Origin of the sequence: Streptomyces doebereineriae, assembly GCF_031845645.1 — a bacterium.
Taxonomy (GTDB): Bacteria; Actinomycetota; Actinomycetes; order Streptomycetales; family Streptomycetaceae; genus Streptomyces; species Streptomyces canus.
In genome coordinates this window covers 235,405-250,665 of the sequence record NZ_JAVREZ010000009.1, presented here as the reverse complement: position 1 = coordinate 250,665, position 15,261 = coordinate 235,405, and the positions used below count along the sequence as shown (strand labels likewise).

The following is a 15,261-nucleotide window of genomic DNA, read 5'->3' as shown; positions in this document are numbered from 1 at the left end:
TCCGACCCGCCCCGTCGTCGTCGTTCAGGGGATCAGCTCGTCGTCACCGCAGTGTCGTCGATCACGAAGCTGGTCTGGAGCGAGGAGTCCTCGACGCCGGTGAACTTCAGGGCGACCGTCTGACCGGCGAAGGCCGACAGACTGAAGGACTTCTGGACGTACCCGGAGGCCGCGTTCAGGTTGGAGTACGTGGCCAGGGTCGTCGACCCGGCGGTCACCGTCAGCTTGTCGTACTGCGTGCTGGTGGTGGTCTCCGCGGTGTCGACGTGCAGGTAGAAGGTGAACGTCGTTCCCGTGCAGCCGCTCGGGATCGTCACCGACTGGGAGAGCGTGTCGGTGTGGGTGGAGCCGTAGCCGTCCAGCCACGCCTTGTACGAGCCGGTGCGGGCGGCCTGGCTGCTGGAGTTGGTGATCACTCCGCTGCTCGCGGTCCAGGTGGTGCTGCCCGACTCGAAGCCCTGGTTGCCCAGCAGCTGGCCGGAGGTGCAGCTGCCGCCGCCGGACGAGCTCACCGTCCAGGTGAAGGACGCCGTACCGGTGGCTCCGGTGCTGTCGGTCACCGTGACCGTGGTGCTGTAGCTGCCGGCCGTGGTCGGGGTCCCGGAGATCAGCCCCGTGGAGCTGCTGATCGACAGACCGGTCGGCAGTCCGGTCGCGGCGTAGGTCAGTGAGCCGCTGTTGGTGGAACTGGCCGAGACCTGCAGGCTTACGGCCGTCCCGACCGTGGTGGACTGGCTGCCCGGGTTGGTCACCGTCACGCCGGTCGACGGCACGGTGATGTGGCTGCCGACGTTGATGCCCGCGAAGGCGTTGCCGACCCCGGCGTACTGCGCGGAGCTGGAGCCGTAGAGGGCGGCGGCCGCGTTCAGGGCGGCGGTGCGGGCGCCGGCGTAGGTGGTGCTCGACGTCATGTACGTCGTCAGCGCCTTGTACCAGATCTGCAGGGCGGCGGCCCGGCCGATCCCGGCGACGGCGACACCGTCGGAGGTCGTGCTGTTGTACGTGACCCCGTTGATGGTCTTGCTGCCGCTGCCCTCGGAGAGCAGGTAGAACATGTGGTTCGCGGGCCCGGACGAGTAGTGCACGTCGAGGTTGCCGACGCCCGAGTACCAGCTGTCGGCCGAGCCGCCGTCCTTGCTGGGCTTGTCCATGTACCGCAGCGGCGTGCCGTCGCCGTTGATGTCGATCTTCTCGCCGATGAGGTAGTCGCCCACGTCGGTCGAGTTGTTGGCGTAGAACTCCACGCCGGTGCCGAAGATGTCGGAGGTCGCCTCGTTCAAGCCTCCTGACTCACCGGTGTAGTTGAGGCCGGCGGTGTTGGAGGTGACGCCGTGGGTCATCTCGTGGCCGGCCACGTCGAGCGAGGTCAGCGCGTGGGTGCTGCTGGTGCCGTCGCCGTAGGTCATGCAGAAGCAGTCGTCGTCCCAGAAGGCGTTGACGTACGCCGAGCTGTAGTGGACGCGGCTGTAGGCGGCGACACCGTCGTTCTTGATGCCGCTGCGGCCGAAGGTGTTCTTGTAGAAGTCCCAGGTCTCCTGGGCTCCGTAGTGGGCATCCACACCGGCGGTCTGGGTGTTGGAGCCGGAGCCCGTGCCCCAGACGTCGTCGGCGTCGGTCATCAGGGTGCCGGTGCCCGACGTGCCGTTGTTGAGGCTGTACGTCTTGTGGCCGCCGCGCGAGGTGTCGTACAGCTGGTACGTCGAACCGGACAGCGTGGTGCCCATGGTGACCGTGCCGCTGTACTGGCTGTTGCCGGTGCCGGTCTCGATGCCCTCGAAGCGGGAGAGCTCGGCGCCGGTCGTGGCGTCGGTGACGACGTGCAGCTTGCTGGGCGTGCCGTCGTCCTGGAAGCCGGAGACCACCGTCTCCCACGCGAGCTTCGGCGTGCCCGAGCCCGCCCAGATCACCTTGCGGGCGCTCTGTGCGGCGGGGTTCTCGGCGTCGAGCGCCTTGGCTGTCCTCAGCGCCTTGGTCTCGGCGGACGCCTTGCTGTACGCGGCGGTCGTGGACCTGACCGAGACGGTACGGCGGTTGTTGTTGAAGGTGGTGCTGAGCGTGCCCGTCGCCTGTGCGGCCGGGGCCGTGTGCACGACCAGGTCGCCGCCGAGGACGGGGAGGCCGTCGTAGGTGCGCTCGTAGCGGGTGTGGAGGGTGCCGTCGTTGTCCTTGACGACGTCCTTGACGACCAGCTTCTCCTTGGCACCGAGGCCGAGGGAGTCGGCGGTCGCCCCGGCCTTGCCCGACGCGTTCTTGATCAGCGCCGTGCGCTGGGCCGGGGAGAGTTTCGCCTCCAGGCCTCCGGCGCGCAGCGGGCTGGGGTGGGGGGCTTCGGGCTTCGCGGTCGCGGGGACCGTCTGTATGCCTACGGCGAGCAGTGATGCGGCGGCGACCAGGGACGCGGCGGCGGCCGATCTTCGGGGGGAGGGTCTCACTCGTACTCCTACTGCAACGGGGGTGGAGGTGCCGTGCGGGAACTGCGTGAGAGCTGGGGGGAGCGTGGCACTGTTGACCCGTCCATGTCATGCAAAGGAGGCCGAGTCAAGGGTTAACCCTCGGCTCGGCTGTGAGGTCCTTGTGTGTCAGCCCTGGGCGGCCGCGCAGTCCGCGCAGGTGCCGAAGATCTCCACGGTGTGCGCCACGTTGACGTATCCGTGCTCGGCGGCGATCGCGTCGGCCCACTTCTCGACGGCCGGTCCCTCGACCTCCACCGCCTTGCCGCAGACCCGGCAGACCAGGTGGTGGTGGTGCTCGCCGCTGGAGCAGCGGCGGTAGACGGACTCGCCGTCGGAGGTGCGCAGGACGTCGACCTCGCCCGCGTCGGCGAGGTTCTGGAGCGTGCGGTAGACCGTGGTCAGACCGACGGCGTCGCCCTTGTGCTTGAGCATGTCGTGCAGTTCCTGCGCGCTGCGGAACTCGTCGACCTCGTCGAGGGCCGCCGCCACGGCGGCCCGCTGCCGGGTCGCGCGGCCCTTCACGGGCGGTCCTGCGGTCGTCACGGGTTCCTCCTTCGATCGGCGCCTGCCGGGCCATTGTGCCAGCCCGGCCTGTGCCGGGTCAGACGCCGACGGTGCCGTCCGCCTCCCGACTGGCCGGAATCGCACACTCCGCGGGGTCCGGGACGGGTCGCGCGGCGGCGGCCGCCCGGGCCCGTCGCCTGGCCAGCGGGGTGGCCAGACCCGTCAGCACGACGAAGGCCCCGATGGTCAGCAGCACGATCGTCGCGCCGGGCGGCACATCCTGGTAGTACGAGGTCACGGTGCCGCCGATCGTCACCGTCACGCCGATCGCCACCGCGATCGCGAAGGTCGCCGCGAAGCTCCGGCTGAGCTGCTGCGCCGCCGCCACCGGCACCACCATCAGCGCGCTCACCAGCAGCAGCCCGACCACGCGCATCGCGACGGTCACCGTCACCGCGGCCGTGACCGCCGTCAGCAGGTTGAGCGCCCGCACGGGCAGACCGGTGACCCGCGCGAACTCCTCGTCCTGGCTGACCGCGAAGAGCTGCCGGCGCAGACCGAGGGTGACGAGCACCACGAACGCGGCGAGCAGGCAGATCGCCGTCACGTCGGACTGACTCACGGTCGACAGGGAGCCGAAGAGGTACGACGTCAGGTTGGCGTTCGAGCCGCCGGGCGCGAGGTTGATGAACATCACGCCGCCGGCCATACCGCCGTAGAAGAGCATGGCGAGGGCGATGTCACCCCGTGTCCTGCCGTACCAGCGGATCAGCTCCATGAGGACCGCGCCGAGGACCGAGATCAGGGTCGCCATCCACACCGGCGACCAGGAGAGCAGGAAGCCGAGGCCGACGCCGGTCATCGCGACATGGCCGATGCCGTCGCCCATGAGGGCCTGGCGGCGCTGGACGAGGTAGATGCCGACGGCGGGGGCGGTGATGCCGACCAGGACGGCGGCGAGCAGAGCCCGCTGCATGAAGGCGTAGTCGAGGAAGTCCATCAGCTCAGCAGTCCCGTGCGGATCGGCTCGTGGTCGTGGGGGTGGACGTGGTCATGGCCGGGCAGGGCGTGCTGGCCGACGGCTCGCGGGGGTGGGCCGTCGTGCTGGACACAGCCGTCGCGCAGGACGACCGCCCGGTCGATCAGGGGCTCCAGCGGGCCGAGTTCGTGCAGCACGAGCAGGACCGAGGTGCCCTGGGCGACCTGTTCCCCGAGCGTCCGCGCCAGCACCTCCTGGCTGGCCAGGTCCACGCCCGCCATCGGCTCGTCCATGATCAGCAGTTCGGGTTCGGAGGCGAGCGCGCGGGCGATCAGCACCCGCTGGTGCTGGCCTCCGGAGAGGGCGTCGACGGAGTCCTTCGCGCGGTCCGCCATGCCGACCAGCTCCAGGGCCCGGCGCACGGCTTCCTTGTCGGCCTTGCGCAGCACACCGAAACGGGCGCGGGACAGGCGCCCGGAGGAGACGATCTCGGTGACGGTCGCGGGGACCCCGCCCGCGGCGGTGGTGCGCTGCGGGACGTACCCGACCCGCGCCCAGTCCCCGAACCGCCCGCGCGGGGTGCCGAAGAGCTCGATCTCCCCCGCGGACAAGGGCACTTGGCCGATGATCGTGCGGATCGCGGTGGACTTGCCGGAGCCGTTGGCGCCGAGCAGCGCGACGACCTCACCGCGGTGCACGGTGAGGTCGATGCCGCGCAGGACGGGCCGCGAGCCCAGGTCGGCGCGGACTCCGCGCAGCGCGATGACGGGCTCGGTCATGCCGTCCTCCGGTGTCATTTCGCTCCCAGGGCGCTCTGCAGCGCCTTGAGGTTGGCTTCCTGGACCGCGAAGTAGTCCTTGCCGCGGGACTTGGCGGTGATGCCCTCGATGGGGTCGAGGACGTCCGTCTTCAGCCCGGCGTCGGAGGCGATGGTCTTCGCGGTCTTGTCGCTGACGAGCGTCTCGTAGAACACGGTCGTGACGCCGTCGGCCTTCGCCATCTTCTCAAGGTCCTTGACGCGGTCGGCGCTGGGCTCGGACTCGGGGTCGAGGCCGTTGATGGCCTCCTCGGTGAGGCCGTAGCGCTCGGCGAGGTAACCGAAGGCGGCGTGCGTGGTGACGAAGACCTTGGTGTCGGTGTTCTTGAGCCCGGTCTCGAACTCGGTGTTCAGGGCGCCGAGCTTCTTCACGAGAGCCGCGGTACGCGCCTTGTAGTCGGCCGCGTGGTCCGGGTCTGCCTTCTCGAAGGCCTTGCCGACGCCCTCGGCGACCTGGGCGTAGCGCACCGGGTCGAGCCAGATGTGGGGGTCGAGACCCTCGAGTTCGCCGTTCGCGTGGTCGTCGTGCTCGGCCGCGTGGCCGCCGACCTCGTTGCCGTGCTTCTCCAGCTCGGTGAGGGAGGAGGCGTCGATCTTGGTCTTGATCTCGGACTGGCTGACCGCGTCGTCGACGGAGGGCTGGAGGTTCTTGAGGTAGAGCACCGCGTCCGACTCCTGGAGCTGCGCGGTCTGCTTGGCGCTGATCTCCAGGTCGTGCGGCTCCTGGCCGGGCTCGGTCAGGCTGGTCACGCTCACATGGTCGCCGCCGATCTGCTCGGCGAGGAAGGCCATCGGGTAGAAGGACGCGACGACGTCGAACTTGCCGGTGTTCCCCGCGGCGGCGCTGTCTGTGGAGCAGGCGGAGAGGGCGGCGAGGGCAGCGGCCACGGCGACCGTGGGTATGAGGTGACGTCGTACGTTCATGACAGTCATTTTCATCAATTATGGAAACCGTTGTCAACAAACGGGCTGAGCGGCACCGATTTGATTGGGGGGGAGCCTCCGCCGGTAACCTGAGGCATTCGCTCTGAAGCACTGCTCCGTAGAGATTGCTTCGTCGCCCGTCGTCGTAATGAAGAGAGCACCGTGGCCGCCGACAAGATCGACACCATCGTCAGCCTGAGCAAGCGCCGTGGCTTCGTATTCCCCTGCAGTGAGATCTACGGTGGCCAGAAGGCCGCCTGGGACTACGGACCGCTGGGTGTCGAGCTCAAGGAGAACCTGAAGCGTCAGTGGTGGCGTTACATGGTGACGTCCCGCGAGGACGTGGTCGGTATCGACTCGTCCGTGATCCTGGCCCCCGAGGTCTGGGTCGCGTCCGGTCACGTCGCCACCTTCTCCGACCCGCTCACCGAGTGCACCTCCTGCCACAAGCGGTTCCGCGCGGACCACCTGATCGAGGCCTACGAGGCCAAGCACAAGCGCGAGCCGGAGAACGGCCTGGCGGACGTGAACTGCCCCAACTGCGGCAACAAGGGCCAGTTCACCGAGCCGAAGCAGTTCTCGGGTCTGCTCTCCACCCACCTCGGCCCGACGCAGGACACCGGCTCCATCGCCTACCTGCGCCCCGAGACCGCCCAGGGCATCTTCACCAACTTCGCCCAGGTGCAGGTCGCTTCGCGCAAGAAGCCGCCGTTCGGCATCGCGCAGATGGGCAAGTCCTTCCGTAACGAGATCACGCCCGGCAACTTCATCTTCCGCACCCGCGAGTTCGAGCAGATGGAGATGGAGTTCTTCGTCAAGCCGGGCGAGGACGAGAAGTGGCAGGAGTACTGGATGGAGCAGCGCTGGAACTGGTACACGGGCCTTGGTCTCCGCGAGGAGAACATGCGCTGGTACGAGCACCCGGCCGAGAAGCTCTCGCACTACTCCAAGCGCACCGCCGACATCGAGTACCGCTTCCAGTTCGGCGGCAACGAGTGGGGTGAGCTGGAGGGCGTGGCCAACCGCACCGACTACGACCTCGGCGCCCACTCCAAGGCGTCCGGCCAGGACCTCGCCTACTACGACCAGGAGGCCGGCGAGCGCTGGACGCCGTACGTCATCGAGCCCGCGGCCGGTGTCGGCCGCGCGATGCTGGCGTTCCTGCTCGACGCATACGTCGAGGACGAGGCGCCCAACGCCAAGGGCAAGCTGGAGAAGCGCACCGTGCTGCGCCTCGACCACCGCCTGGCCCCGGTGAAGGTCGCGGTCCTCCCGCTCTCCCGCAACGCCGAGCTGTCCCCGAAGGCCAAGGGTCTCGCCCAGGCGCTGCGCCAGAACTGGAACATCGAATTCGACGACGCCGGCGCCATCGGCCGCCGTTACCGGCGCCAGGACGAGATCGGTACGCCGTACTGCGTGACGGTCGACTTCGACACGCTCGAGGACAACGCGGTGACGGTCCGCGAGCGCGACTCCATGAAGCAGGAGCGGGTGTCTCTCGACCAGATCGAGGGTTACCTGGCCGGGCGTCTCGTCGGCTGCTAGCTCCCCCCGGTTTGTCATTGGCCCCCGATACAGGCCTCGCTTTGGCCCTGTGTCGGGGGCTTTGGCGCGTCCAGGCTGGCCCCATGAGCCTCGCCTTTCTCCTCACCACCCTCGTCGTGGTCGCCACTCCCGGCACCGGGGTCGTCTACACGCTCGCCGCCGGGCTCTCCCGTGGTCCTCGCGCGAGCGTCGTGGCCGCGTTCGCCTGCACGCTCGGGATCGTGCCGCACGTCCTGGCCACCGTCACCGGCCTTGCCGCGCTGCTGAACGCGAGTGCGGTGGCGTTCCAGGTGGTCAAGTACGCCGGGGTCGCCTACCTCCTGTACATGGCCTGGGCGACCGTGCGGGACAAAGAGGTGATCGAGGTCGACCAGGGCGACGCACCCCTGTCCGCGGGGCGCGTGATCGCCCGGGGGGTGCTGATCAACCTCCTCAACCCGAAGCTGACGATCTTCTTCTTCGCGTTCCTGCCCCAGTTCGTGAGTCCGGCCGAGCCGCACGCCCTGCCGCGCATGCTGGTGCTGAGCGGGGTCTTCATGCTCGCGACCTTCCTGGTCTTCGCCGCCTACGGGGTGCTCGCGGCCTCGGTCCGCAGCCATGTGATCTCCCGGCCCCGGGTCATGGCCTGGCTGCGGCGGAGCTTCGCGGCGTCCTTCGTGCTGCTCGGAGCGAAGCTGGCCACGACCGACGCGTGACCGCCGCGTGACAGATGACAGCTGACAGATATTGAAATCTGTCAGCTGTCATGGCAGGGTGGACGGCATGACGATGCGAACCCGAACCCTCGGAACCACCGGCCCCCAGGTCTCCGCCCTCGGCCTCGGCTGCATGGGCATGTCCGGCATGTACGGCGAGACGGACCGCGCGGAGTCGATCGCCACCATCCACGCCGCCCTGGAGGCCGGCGTCACCCTGCTGGACACCGGCGACTTCTACGGCATGGGCCACAACGAACTGCTGATCAGCGAGGCACTGCGCACCGCTCCGGCCGCCCTGCGCGAGAACGCGCTGCTCAGCGTGAAGTTCGGCGCCCTGCGCGACCCGGACGGCGCCTGGGCCGGCTTCGACGGCCGCCCCGGCGCCGTGAAGAACTTCGCCGCGTACTCCCTGCAGCGCCTCGGCGTCGACCACATCGACGTCTACCGCCCCTCCCGGCTCGACCCGCAGGTGCCGATCGAGGAGACCGTCGGCGCGATCGCCGAACTGGTCGAGAAGGGCTGGGTGCGGCACATCGGGCTCAGCGAGGTCGGCGCCGACACCATCCGCCGGGCCGCCGCGACCGCCCCGATCGCCGACCTTCAGATCGAGTACGCCCTCATATCCCGTGGCCCCGAGCGGGAGATCCTGCCCACCCTGCGCGAGCTGGGCATCTCCGTCACCGCGTACGGAGTGCTCTCGCGCGGGTTGATCTCCGGCCACCTCACGGCCGACCGGCAGCTCGCCGCGAACGACTTCCGTGCCCACTCGCCCCGCTTCCAGGGCGAGAACCTCCAGCACAACCTCACGCTGGTCGAGTCCCTGCGCAAGATCGCCGAACAGAAGGGCGTCACGGTCGCGCAGATCGCCATCGCCTGGGTGCTCTCGCAAGGTGACGACATCGTGCCGCTGGTCGGCGCGAGGACCCGCGAACGGCTCGGCGAGGCACTGGGCGCCCTGGACGTGACCTTGGACGCCGCCGACCTCGCCGCCATCGAGGACGCCGTACCGGCGGACGCGGCGGCCGGCCAGCGGTACGCGGCCCCGCTGATGGCCATGCTCGACAGCGAACGATGAACACCGTGCCAGGTACGGTCTAGGCATGCCACCGAGCACCGAGACCCTGACCGCCGAGCGCATCCTCGAAGCCACCGAGGAGGTGCTGCGCCGCCACGGCCCCGCCAAGGCCACCGTGGTCGACGTGGCGCGCGCGCTCGGCGTCAGCCACGGCAGCGTCTACCGGCACTTCCGGACGAAGGCGGCGCTGCGGGAGGCGGTGACGAAGCGGTGGCTGGACCGGACGACGGGGATGCTGGCCGTGATCGCCGAGGCGGACCGTGACCCGGAGGCCCGGCTGCGGGAGTGGCTGGCCGCGCTCTTCGAGGCCAAACGCCGCAAGGCGGGCGACGATCCGGAACTGTTCGCCACGTACACGGTGCTGACCGGTGAGAACGTCGACGCGGTAGTCGAGCACCTCACCGAGCTGACCGACCAGCTGACCCGCGTCGTCCAGGACGGCATCGACGCGGGCGCCTTCACCGTCACCGCCCCGGCCACCACGGCCCGAGCCCTCTTCCAGGCCACGGCCCTCTTCCACGACCCCGGCTATGCCGGTGAGTGGGAAAAGCCGGGTGCGGAAGAGGAGTTCACGGCGCTGCTGGACCTGCTGGTACGCGGCCTGAAGACCTGACCGCCGCTACGTCTGCGACGGGTCCACCGTCGCCTGGTGCGCCTCCGCCAGGTGTTCCTCCGCCTTCAGCCACGGCAGGAACTGCGCTCCCTTGCGCCAGCCGCAGGTGTCACATCTGATCGTGCGTTGCGCGCCCTTGCGCTGCACTTGGACCACGTGTTCGCGGCCGTGCTGGTCCCAGCGGCTCACCCTGCTCGTGTTGATCTGCAACATGTGCCTCGCCTCCGGCTAGGAGTGTGCAGCAAGAACAACATCAACAGCAGTATCTTCACGGGGCGTTCGCCAGGACTTGAGCCAGGCCGGCGGCTCGGTCGGTCGATCGGTCAGTCGATCGTGCGCGGCAGACGCAGGCTCAGTACGCCCGTCAGGGCCACCCCGGCCAGCTGGACGAGGAGCGTCGTCACCAGGGCGTCCCGCATGCCCATGCCCGGCGCCAGGGCGAGGAAGAGGGTGCCCAGCGTGGCCACCCCGAGGGCCAGGGAGACCTGCTGGGTGGTGACCATCACGCCGCTGCCGACACCGGCCCGGGCGGGCGGCACCTCGGACAGGACGATCCGGAAGACCACGGGCAGTTGGAGGGCCTGGCCGACTCCGGCGATCGCCCCGCCGGGGAGCAGGGGGAGCAGGCCGAGGTCCGGCCAGGAGGAGTGCGCGGCCAGGATCATCAGGCCCAGACCGACCCCCTGGATCAGCGCGCCCGCGGTCACCACCCGGGTGCCGTGGCGGGCGATCAGCCGCGGTCCGGCGATCGACGTGAACAGGAACGTCACCGCCAGCGGGACCAGTGCGAGACCCGCCTGGACGGGACTGCGGCCCGCCCCCTCCTGGAGCGCCACCGCGATCACGAACATGAAGCCCGCGAAGCCCATCGAGAAGGGCAGGATGAGCAGCAGACCGCGGCGCAGGGACACCAGCTGGAAGAGGCTCGGCGGGACCAGGGGAGTGCGGCCCTCGCGGTCCGCCCTGAGCTCCACCGCGAAGAACGCCCACGCCAGGAACGGGAACGCCGCCAGCGACAGCCACGTCCACAGCGGCCAGCCCGCCGCCCTGCCCTCGGTCAGCGGGGCCAGCAATGCGAGCAGGGTCGCCGCCAGCAGGACCGTGCCGGGGCCGTCCACCGGCTCCGGGCGGGGGGAACGGGTCTCGGGGACCGTACGGGCCGCGAGGAACAGGCCGAGCAGGACGACCGGGACGTTCACCAGGAACGCCGCCCGCCAGCTCGTGCCCGCGATGTCGGCCGCCACCAGGACACCGCCGAGGATCTGGCCCGCCACCATGGCGAGGCCCGCCGTGGCGCCGTACAGGCCCATCGCCCGTGCCCGGCGGGGTCCGGCCGTCGCCGACTGGATCGTGGCGAGCACCTGCGGCAGCATCGCCGCCGACGCGGCGCCCTGGGCGACCCGCGCGGCGACCAGCGTCCACGCGGTCGGCGCGAGCCCGCACGCCAGCGAGGTCAGCCCGAAGGCGAGCATGCCGCCCAGGAACAGCCGGCGCCTCCCGAACAGGTCGCCGAGGCGGCCGCCGAGGACGAGGAGGACGGCGTACGCCAACCCGTAGCCCGCCACGACGAGTTCGAGGACCGACTCGCTCGCGGACAGGTCCGCGCCGATGGTGGGCAGCGCGACGTTGACGATGAAGAAGTCGATGAGGGGGAGTGCCGCGGCGAGCAGCACCGTGAACAGTCCGAGGCCGCCCAGCTCGGGTGGTGCGGCCGGGCGGACGGCGTGTGGAGTGGTGGTTTCGGTGGTCACACCCATGAGCCTGCGCCCGCCCCCAGAGGGGTACCAGAGTCTTCTTATCCTGGTAGAAGAACCACCTGGCAACAGGGTCCCGACGGAGGCAGGCTGGAGGCATGACGACCATGGCCCAGGAGACAGCCGTACCGGCGACACCGACCGCGTCCGCCGCGGCGATCCGGCGCCATGAGCTCGCCGCCTTCCTGCGCCACCGCCGCGAGCACATCGCCCCCGAACAGGTCGGTCTGCCCCGCGGCCGCCGGCGCCGCACCCCGGGCCTGCGCCGGGAGGAGGTCGCCCAGCTCTCCGCGGTCGGCGTCACCTGGTACACCTGGCTGGAGCAGGCCCGTGACATCCAGGTCTCCGTGCAGGTCCTTGACGCCCTGGCCCGCGCACTGCAGCTGGACCCGACCGAGCGCTCGCACCTCTTCCAGCTCGCCGGGGCCGTCGACCCGACGCCGGCCACCGTCTGCCCGTCGATCACTCCTGCGATCCAGCAGGTACTCGAACAGCTCGAGCCGGTCCCGGCCTGTGTGCAGAACAGCCGCTACGACATCCTCGCCTACAACCGCACCTACGGCCTGCTGCTGTGCGACCTGGACGCGGTGCCGCCCGAGGACCGCAACTGCATGATCCTCTCCTACACCAATGACGACTGGCGCTCCTCGATCGTGCACCTGGCGGAGGCGCAGCGCCTGATGGCCGCCCGCTTCCGTGCCACCATGGCCGGACACCTCGCCGAGCCCGGCTGGAAGATGCTCCTGAAGCGGCTGCGCACGGAGTCCCCGGAGTTCCGCGAGGTCTGGGACCGGCACGAGGTCATCGAACACCGGGGCCGCCGCAAGGAGTTCATGAACCGTTACGTCGGCCATGTCTCCGTCGACCACACCGACCTGTGGCTCGGCCCCGACGCGGGGCCGCGCATGGTGACCTACGCCCCCGCGGACGAGGAATCCCGGCTGCGGCTGGAGAAGCTGCACGCGATCGCTCTGGAACGGACCCCGCGTCCTTCGGCGTGAGCGAGATCTCAGCGCCCTTCTCCCACCGCTCCCGCCTCGTCGTATGCACCAGATGGATGCAACATGCACCTGGTGTATTGGATCGTGCCCCCGTCCGCTCGATGTACTTCCCGGGCTGATCGAGGCCGCACCACAAGTGCGGCCCAGTCAAAGGGGAGAGCAACAGCGTGTACGAACAGTTCCTGTCGGCGTACCGGGAGAAGACCGACGCGGCCTCCCCCTGCGAGCGCCTCGGATGAACCGGCTCCACATCCTCGTCCTCGGAGCCTTCGCGCTCGGCCTCGACGCCTACGTCATGGCCGGACTGCTGCCCAAGGTCGCCGCCGACCTGCACACCAGCGAGTCCGCGGCGGGCCAGATGGTGACCCTCTTCACCCTCTGCTACGCCCTCGCCGCACCGGTGTTCGCGACCGCGCTGGCCGGACGGCCCGCCAGGACCATCCTGACCGCGGCCCTGCTGCTGTTCACCGCCGCCAACGCGCTCACCGCCCTCGCCGGCAGCCTGGCCGTGCTACTCGTCGCCCGGGCCCTCGCGGGCGTCGGCGCGGGTGTCTACTCACCCATGGCCGCCGCCACCGCGGCCTCCCTCGCCGGTGAGGAACGGCGCGGCCGGGCCCTCGCCCTGGTCATGGGCGGGATGAGCATCGGCACGGTCATCGGCGTACCGGTCGGCGTGCTGCTCGCCGACCACGTGGGCTGGCGCGGCACGCTGTGGCTGATCACCGGCCTCGGCGCCGTCGCCTTCGCCGGGATCGTCCTCGCACTGCCCCGCCTGGAGGCCGTCCCGCCGCCGCCCCTGCGCGAGCGGGCCCGCATCCTGGCCCGGCGTCCCGTGGCCGCGATCGCGGGGGTGTCCCTCATCGCCGGTGTCACCAGCCTCGGCCTGTACACCTACCTCGCGCCCTTCCTCACCGACGCGGGCGGCATCGACGGGACGCTCGGCGCGATGTGGGCCTGGGGCCTGGGCGGTGTGGCCGGAAGCCTGCTGATCGGCCGGATCGTCGACCGCACGGGACGGCCCTACGCCGTCGTCACCGTCGTCCTGCTCCTGCTGTGCCTCTCCCACCTGCTGCTGCCCGTCGCGGCCCGGGCCACCTGGGTGCTCGCCGTGCCGCTGGTGGTGTGGGGCGCGACCGGCTGGGCGCTCCAGGTGCCCCAGCAGCACCAGCTCATCGCCGCCCGACCCGACCAGGCGCCCGTCGCGGTCTCCCTCAACAGCTCCGCCGTCTACCTCGGCAGCGCGCTCGGCTCCGCCCTGGGCGGGGTCGCCCTCGCCGCCGGAGTGGCCCCCGCGGACCTGCCGTACTGGACGGGCGCGCTCGTGGCCGTCGGGCTGGTGCTGCACCTGGTTCTGGTCCGCATGCCCCGATCCGCCGACGCGGAGGAGGAGCCCGGCCGGAACGCGCGCACGCCGGAATCGGTCAACGCGGGTGAGTAGTACCGTCGTGACGATGGACGTAGGACTGCAACAGCTGCGCTGTTTCCTCACCTTGGCGGAGGAACAGCACTTCACCTGGGCCGCGGAACGGCTCGGCATCCCCCAGCCCACGCTCAGCCGCACCATCCGCAGACTGGAGGACCACGTCGGCTGCCGGCTGCTCGACCGGACCACCCGCCACCCCCGGCTGACCCCGGACGGTGAACGCCTCCGCGCCGAGCTCCAGGTACTGCTGCCCCGCCTCGAAGCGGCCCTGCGTCCCGTCCCGCAGGAGGAGCCCCTCAGCCTCGGCTACACCTGGGGCTTCCCCCGCCGCCGCGGTCGTGACGCCATCGACCTCGTCGAACGCCGGCACCACATCATGGTCCAGCCGGTACGCCGGGACGAGCGGCTGGCCGGTGTCCACACCGGGGCGGTGGACGCCGCGCTGCTGTGGGGCCCGGTCGAGGATCCCCGCCTCCACACCGTGGAGATCGCCCGCGAGGAGAGGGTCGCCGCGGTGTCGGTCCGCTCGACCCTCGCCACGCGTTCCCGGGTCGGCTGGCGGGACCTGGGCCGCCGCTGCCTCGTCCTGAACACGGTCAGCGGCACTCTGGCGCCCGGCGACTGGCCCGCCGACGCCCGGCCCGAGATCGGCGCCGAGGCCGCCAACCTGGACGAGTACCTGCACGCCGTCGCCGCCCGACGGGGCGTGGGCGTCCTGCCGAAGTCGGTCGCCGCCCAGCATCCCGATCCCGACGTCCTGTACCTCCCCCTCACCGGCGCCCCGCCCGCGGTCCTGCACTACGTCCATCCGCGCACCAACCCCCATCCGCACGCGGAGAACCTCTCCAAGGCGTTGCGGGACGCGGAGCGGCCGGTGCTCCAGAGCGCCTGACCGGTTGCCGCCGGTGGGGATGATCGCCCGCAGTGCGGGAACTCGGTCGGTCCGAGAGAAGACCCCCCACAGGCGAGGCGAGTCATGGCCGAGCAGAAGTCGTCGCAGCAGGTAGCAGAGTCAGAACCACCGTCAACGGCGCAGGGGCTTCCGCAGCCGCTGCGGGCGGCCGCGTCGGTACTGGGGAAGGTTCCCGGGGCCGGGACGGTGGGCCGGGTGGCCGGTGGAGCGCTGGACCGGGTCGGGGCGATGTCGCCGCGCGGCCGGCGGTTCGCGGTGTACGCCGGGGCCGGGGTGCTCGGCGTCGCGGGCGTCGTCGAGTGGCCCGTCGCGGTCACCGGGGCGGCGGTGGCGTGGCTGACGCAGCCGAGGCCTGGGGAGCACGGCGAGTCGGGGGACGAGAGCCGGCCCACACCCCGGGTACTGGCGTCGTCACACGGCACAGCGCCCACTACGTCACGGGGCACGTCGGTCTCGTCATCGCCCTCCGACAAGCTCCCTCCGCACGAGACGGCGTCGCCGTCCGGCCGAGGAGGCCCCGGCGGCGCCACCACGGGCCGTACCCGATCCGGCGACTGAGGAC

General features: G+C 70.6%; 15 protein-coding genes. 8 read left to right on the top strand and 7 right to left on the bottom strand.

The features are described 5' to 3' along the window. Nucleotides 1-32 precede the first annotated feature (32 nt). The 5 genes from RNB18_RS26340 to RNB18_RS26320 form a co-directional block, all read right to left on the bottom strand. The gene (locus RNB18_RS26340) at nt 33-2,432 is read right to left on the bottom strand and encodes a M4 family metallopeptidase (protein WP_311716593.1); all 2,400 of its coding nucleotides are present in this window, start codon (nt 2,430-2,432) and stop codon (nt 33-35) included. Nucleotides 2,433-2,579: 147 nt separating this feature from the next. Beyond that, entirely contained in the window at nt 2,580-2,996 is a 417-nt protein-coding gene (locus tag RNB18_RS26335) for a Fur family transcriptional regulator (RefSeq protein WP_057615751.1), read from the bottom strand. A 58-nt stretch (nt 2,997-3,054) separates the two neighbouring features. After that, the gene (locus RNB18_RS26330) at nt 3,055-3,957 is read right to left on the bottom strand and encodes a metal ABC transporter permease (protein WP_059205427.1); all 903 of its coding nucleotides are present in this window, start codon (nt 3,955-3,957) and stop codon (nt 3,055-3,057) included. After that, nucleotides 3,957-4,733 carry a metal ABC transporter ATP-binding protein gene (locus RNB18_RS26325; protein ID WP_057615747.1) on the bottom strand — a complete coding sequence of 259 codons (777 nt, stop codon included), beginning with the start codon at nt 4,731-4,733 and terminating at the stop codon, nt 3,957-3,959. The genes RNB18_RS26330 and RNB18_RS26325 overlap by 1 nt, the downstream gene beginning before the upstream one ends. Next, nucleotides 4,730-5,677, bottom strand: coding sequence for a metal ABC transporter substrate-binding protein (locus RNB18_RS26320; protein WP_311716592.1), 948 nt, complete (start codon nt 5,675-5,677; stop codon nt 4,730-4,732). Before RNB18_RS26320 ends, RNB18_RS26325 begins: the two co-directional genes overlap by 4 nt. A gap of 162 nt (nt 5,678-5,839) precedes the next feature. On the opposite strand from RNB18_RS26320, the gene RNB18_RS26315 reads away from it, so the two are divergent. From RNB18_RS26315 to RNB18_RS26300, 4 genes are all read left to right on the top strand, one after another. Then, entirely contained in the window at nt 5,840-7,222 is a 1,383-nt protein-coding gene (locus RNB18_RS26315; RefSeq protein ID WP_311716591.1) for a glycine--tRNA ligase, read from the top strand. 83 nt (nt 7,223-7,305) lie between these two features. Further along, nucleotides 7,306-7,917, top strand: a complete 612-nt coding sequence (locus tag RNB18_RS26310; RefSeq protein WP_311716590.1) for a LysE family translocator — start codon at nt 7,306-7,308, stop codon at nt 7,915-7,917. 67 nt (nt 7,918-7,984) lie between these two features. Next, nucleotides 7,985-8,995, top strand: coding sequence for an aldo/keto reductase (locus RNB18_RS26305; protein WP_311716589.1), 1,011 nt, complete (start codon nt 7,985-7,987; stop codon nt 8,993-8,995). 25 nt (nt 8,996-9,020) lie between these two features. After that, on the top strand, nt 9,021-9,608 hold the full coding sequence (locus RNB18_RS26300; protein WP_311716588.1) for a TetR family transcriptional regulator: 588 nt from the start codon (nt 9,021-9,023) through the stop codon (nt 9,606-9,608). Nucleotides 9,609-9,614: 6 nt separating this feature from the next. Here RNB18_RS26300 and RNB18_RS26295 read toward each other — a convergent pair whose 3' ends face one another. Both RNB18_RS26295 and RNB18_RS26290 read right to left on the bottom strand, forming a co-directional pair. Beyond that, on the bottom strand, nt 9,615-9,821 hold the full coding sequence (locus tag RNB18_RS26295; protein ID WP_069759084.1) for a hypothetical protein: 207 nt from the start codon (nt 9,819-9,821) through the stop codon (nt 9,615-9,617). 110 nt (nt 9,822-9,931) lie between these two features. Beyond that, nucleotides 9,932-11,365, bottom strand: coding sequence for an MFS transporter (locus tag RNB18_RS26290; RefSeq protein WP_311716587.1), 1,434 nt, complete (start codon nt 11,363-11,365; stop codon nt 9,932-9,934). A gap of 95 nt (nt 11,366-11,460) precedes the next feature. On the opposite strand from RNB18_RS26290, the gene RNB18_RS26285 reads away from it, so the two are divergent. The 4 genes from RNB18_RS26285 to RNB18_RS26270 all read left to right on the top strand — a co-directional run bounded on the left by RNB18_RS26285 (nt 11,461) and on the right by RNB18_RS26270 (nt 15,257). Beyond that, nucleotides 11,461-12,363: a helix-turn-helix transcriptional regulator gene (locus RNB18_RS26285; protein WP_311716586.1), complete on the top strand. Its 903-nt coding sequence runs from the start codon at nt 11,461-11,463 to the stop codon at nt 12,361-12,363. 235 nt (nt 12,364-12,598) lie between these two features. Further along, nucleotides 12,599-13,801 carry an MFS transporter gene (locus tag RNB18_RS26280; protein WP_311716585.1) on the top strand — a complete coding sequence of 401 codons (1,203 nt, stop codon included), beginning with the start codon at nt 12,599-12,601 and terminating at the stop codon, nt 13,799-13,801. 13 nt (nt 13,802-13,814) lie between these two features. Continuing rightward, nucleotides 13,815-14,678, top strand: a complete 864-nt coding sequence (locus tag RNB18_RS26275) for a LysR family transcriptional regulator (RefSeq protein WP_311716584.1) — start codon at nt 13,815-13,817, stop codon at nt 14,676-14,678. A gap of 84 nt (nt 14,679-14,762) precedes the next feature. Next, entirely contained in the window at nt 14,763-15,257 is a 495-nt protein-coding gene (locus RNB18_RS26270) for a hypothetical protein (protein WP_311716583.1), read from the top strand. Nucleotides 15,258-15,261: the final 4 nt, after the last annotated feature.

Bases quoted from the DNA above. Each gene is read 5' to 3' on its own strand.
- RNB18_RS26330 (WP_059205427.1), bottom strand. From the start codon at position 3,957: ATGGACTTCCTCGACTACGCCTTCATGCAGCGGGCTCTGCTCGCCGCC.
- RNB18_RS26325 (WP_057615747.1), bottom strand. From the start codon at position 4,733: ATGACACCGGAGGACGGCATGACCGAGCCCGTCATCGCGCTGCGCGGA.
- RNB18_RS26320 (WP_311716592.1), bottom strand. From the start codon at position 5,677: ATGAACGTACGACGTCACCTCATACCCACGGTCGCCGTGGCCGCTGCC.
- RNB18_RS26310 (WP_311716590.1), top strand. From the start codon at position 7,306: ATGAGCCTCGCCTTTCTCCTCACCACCCTCGTCGTGGTCGCCACTCCC.
- RNB18_RS26305 (WP_311716589.1), top strand. From the start codon at position 7,985: ATGACGATGCGAACCCGAACCCTCGGAACCACCGGCCCCCAGGTCTCC.
- RNB18_RS26300 (WP_311716588.1), top strand. From the start codon at position 9,021: ATGCCACCGAGCACCGAGACCCTGACCGCCGAGCGCATCCTCGAAGCC.
- RNB18_RS26295 (WP_069759084.1), bottom strand. From the start codon at position 9,821: ATGTTGCAGATCAACACGAGCAGGGTGAGCCGCTGGGACCAGCACGGC.
- RNB18_RS26290 (WP_311716587.1), bottom strand. From the start codon at position 11,365: ATGGGTGTGACCACCGAAACCACCACTCCACACGCCGTCCGCCCGGCC.
- RNB18_RS26285 (WP_311716586.1), top strand. From the start codon at position 11,461: ATGACGACCATGGCCCAGGAGACAGCCGTACCGGCGACACCGACCGCG.
- RNB18_RS26280 (WP_311716585.1), top strand. From the start codon at position 12,599: ATGAACCGGCTCCACATCCTCGTCCTCGGAGCCTTCGCGCTCGGCCTC.
- RNB18_RS26275 (WP_311716584.1), top strand. From the start codon at position 13,815: ATGGACGTAGGACTGCAACAGCTGCGCTGTTTCCTCACCTTGGCGGAG.
- RNB18_RS26270 (WP_311716583.1), top strand. From the start codon at position 14,763: ATGGCCGAGCAGAAGTCGTCGCAGCAGGTAGCAGAGTCAGAACCACCG.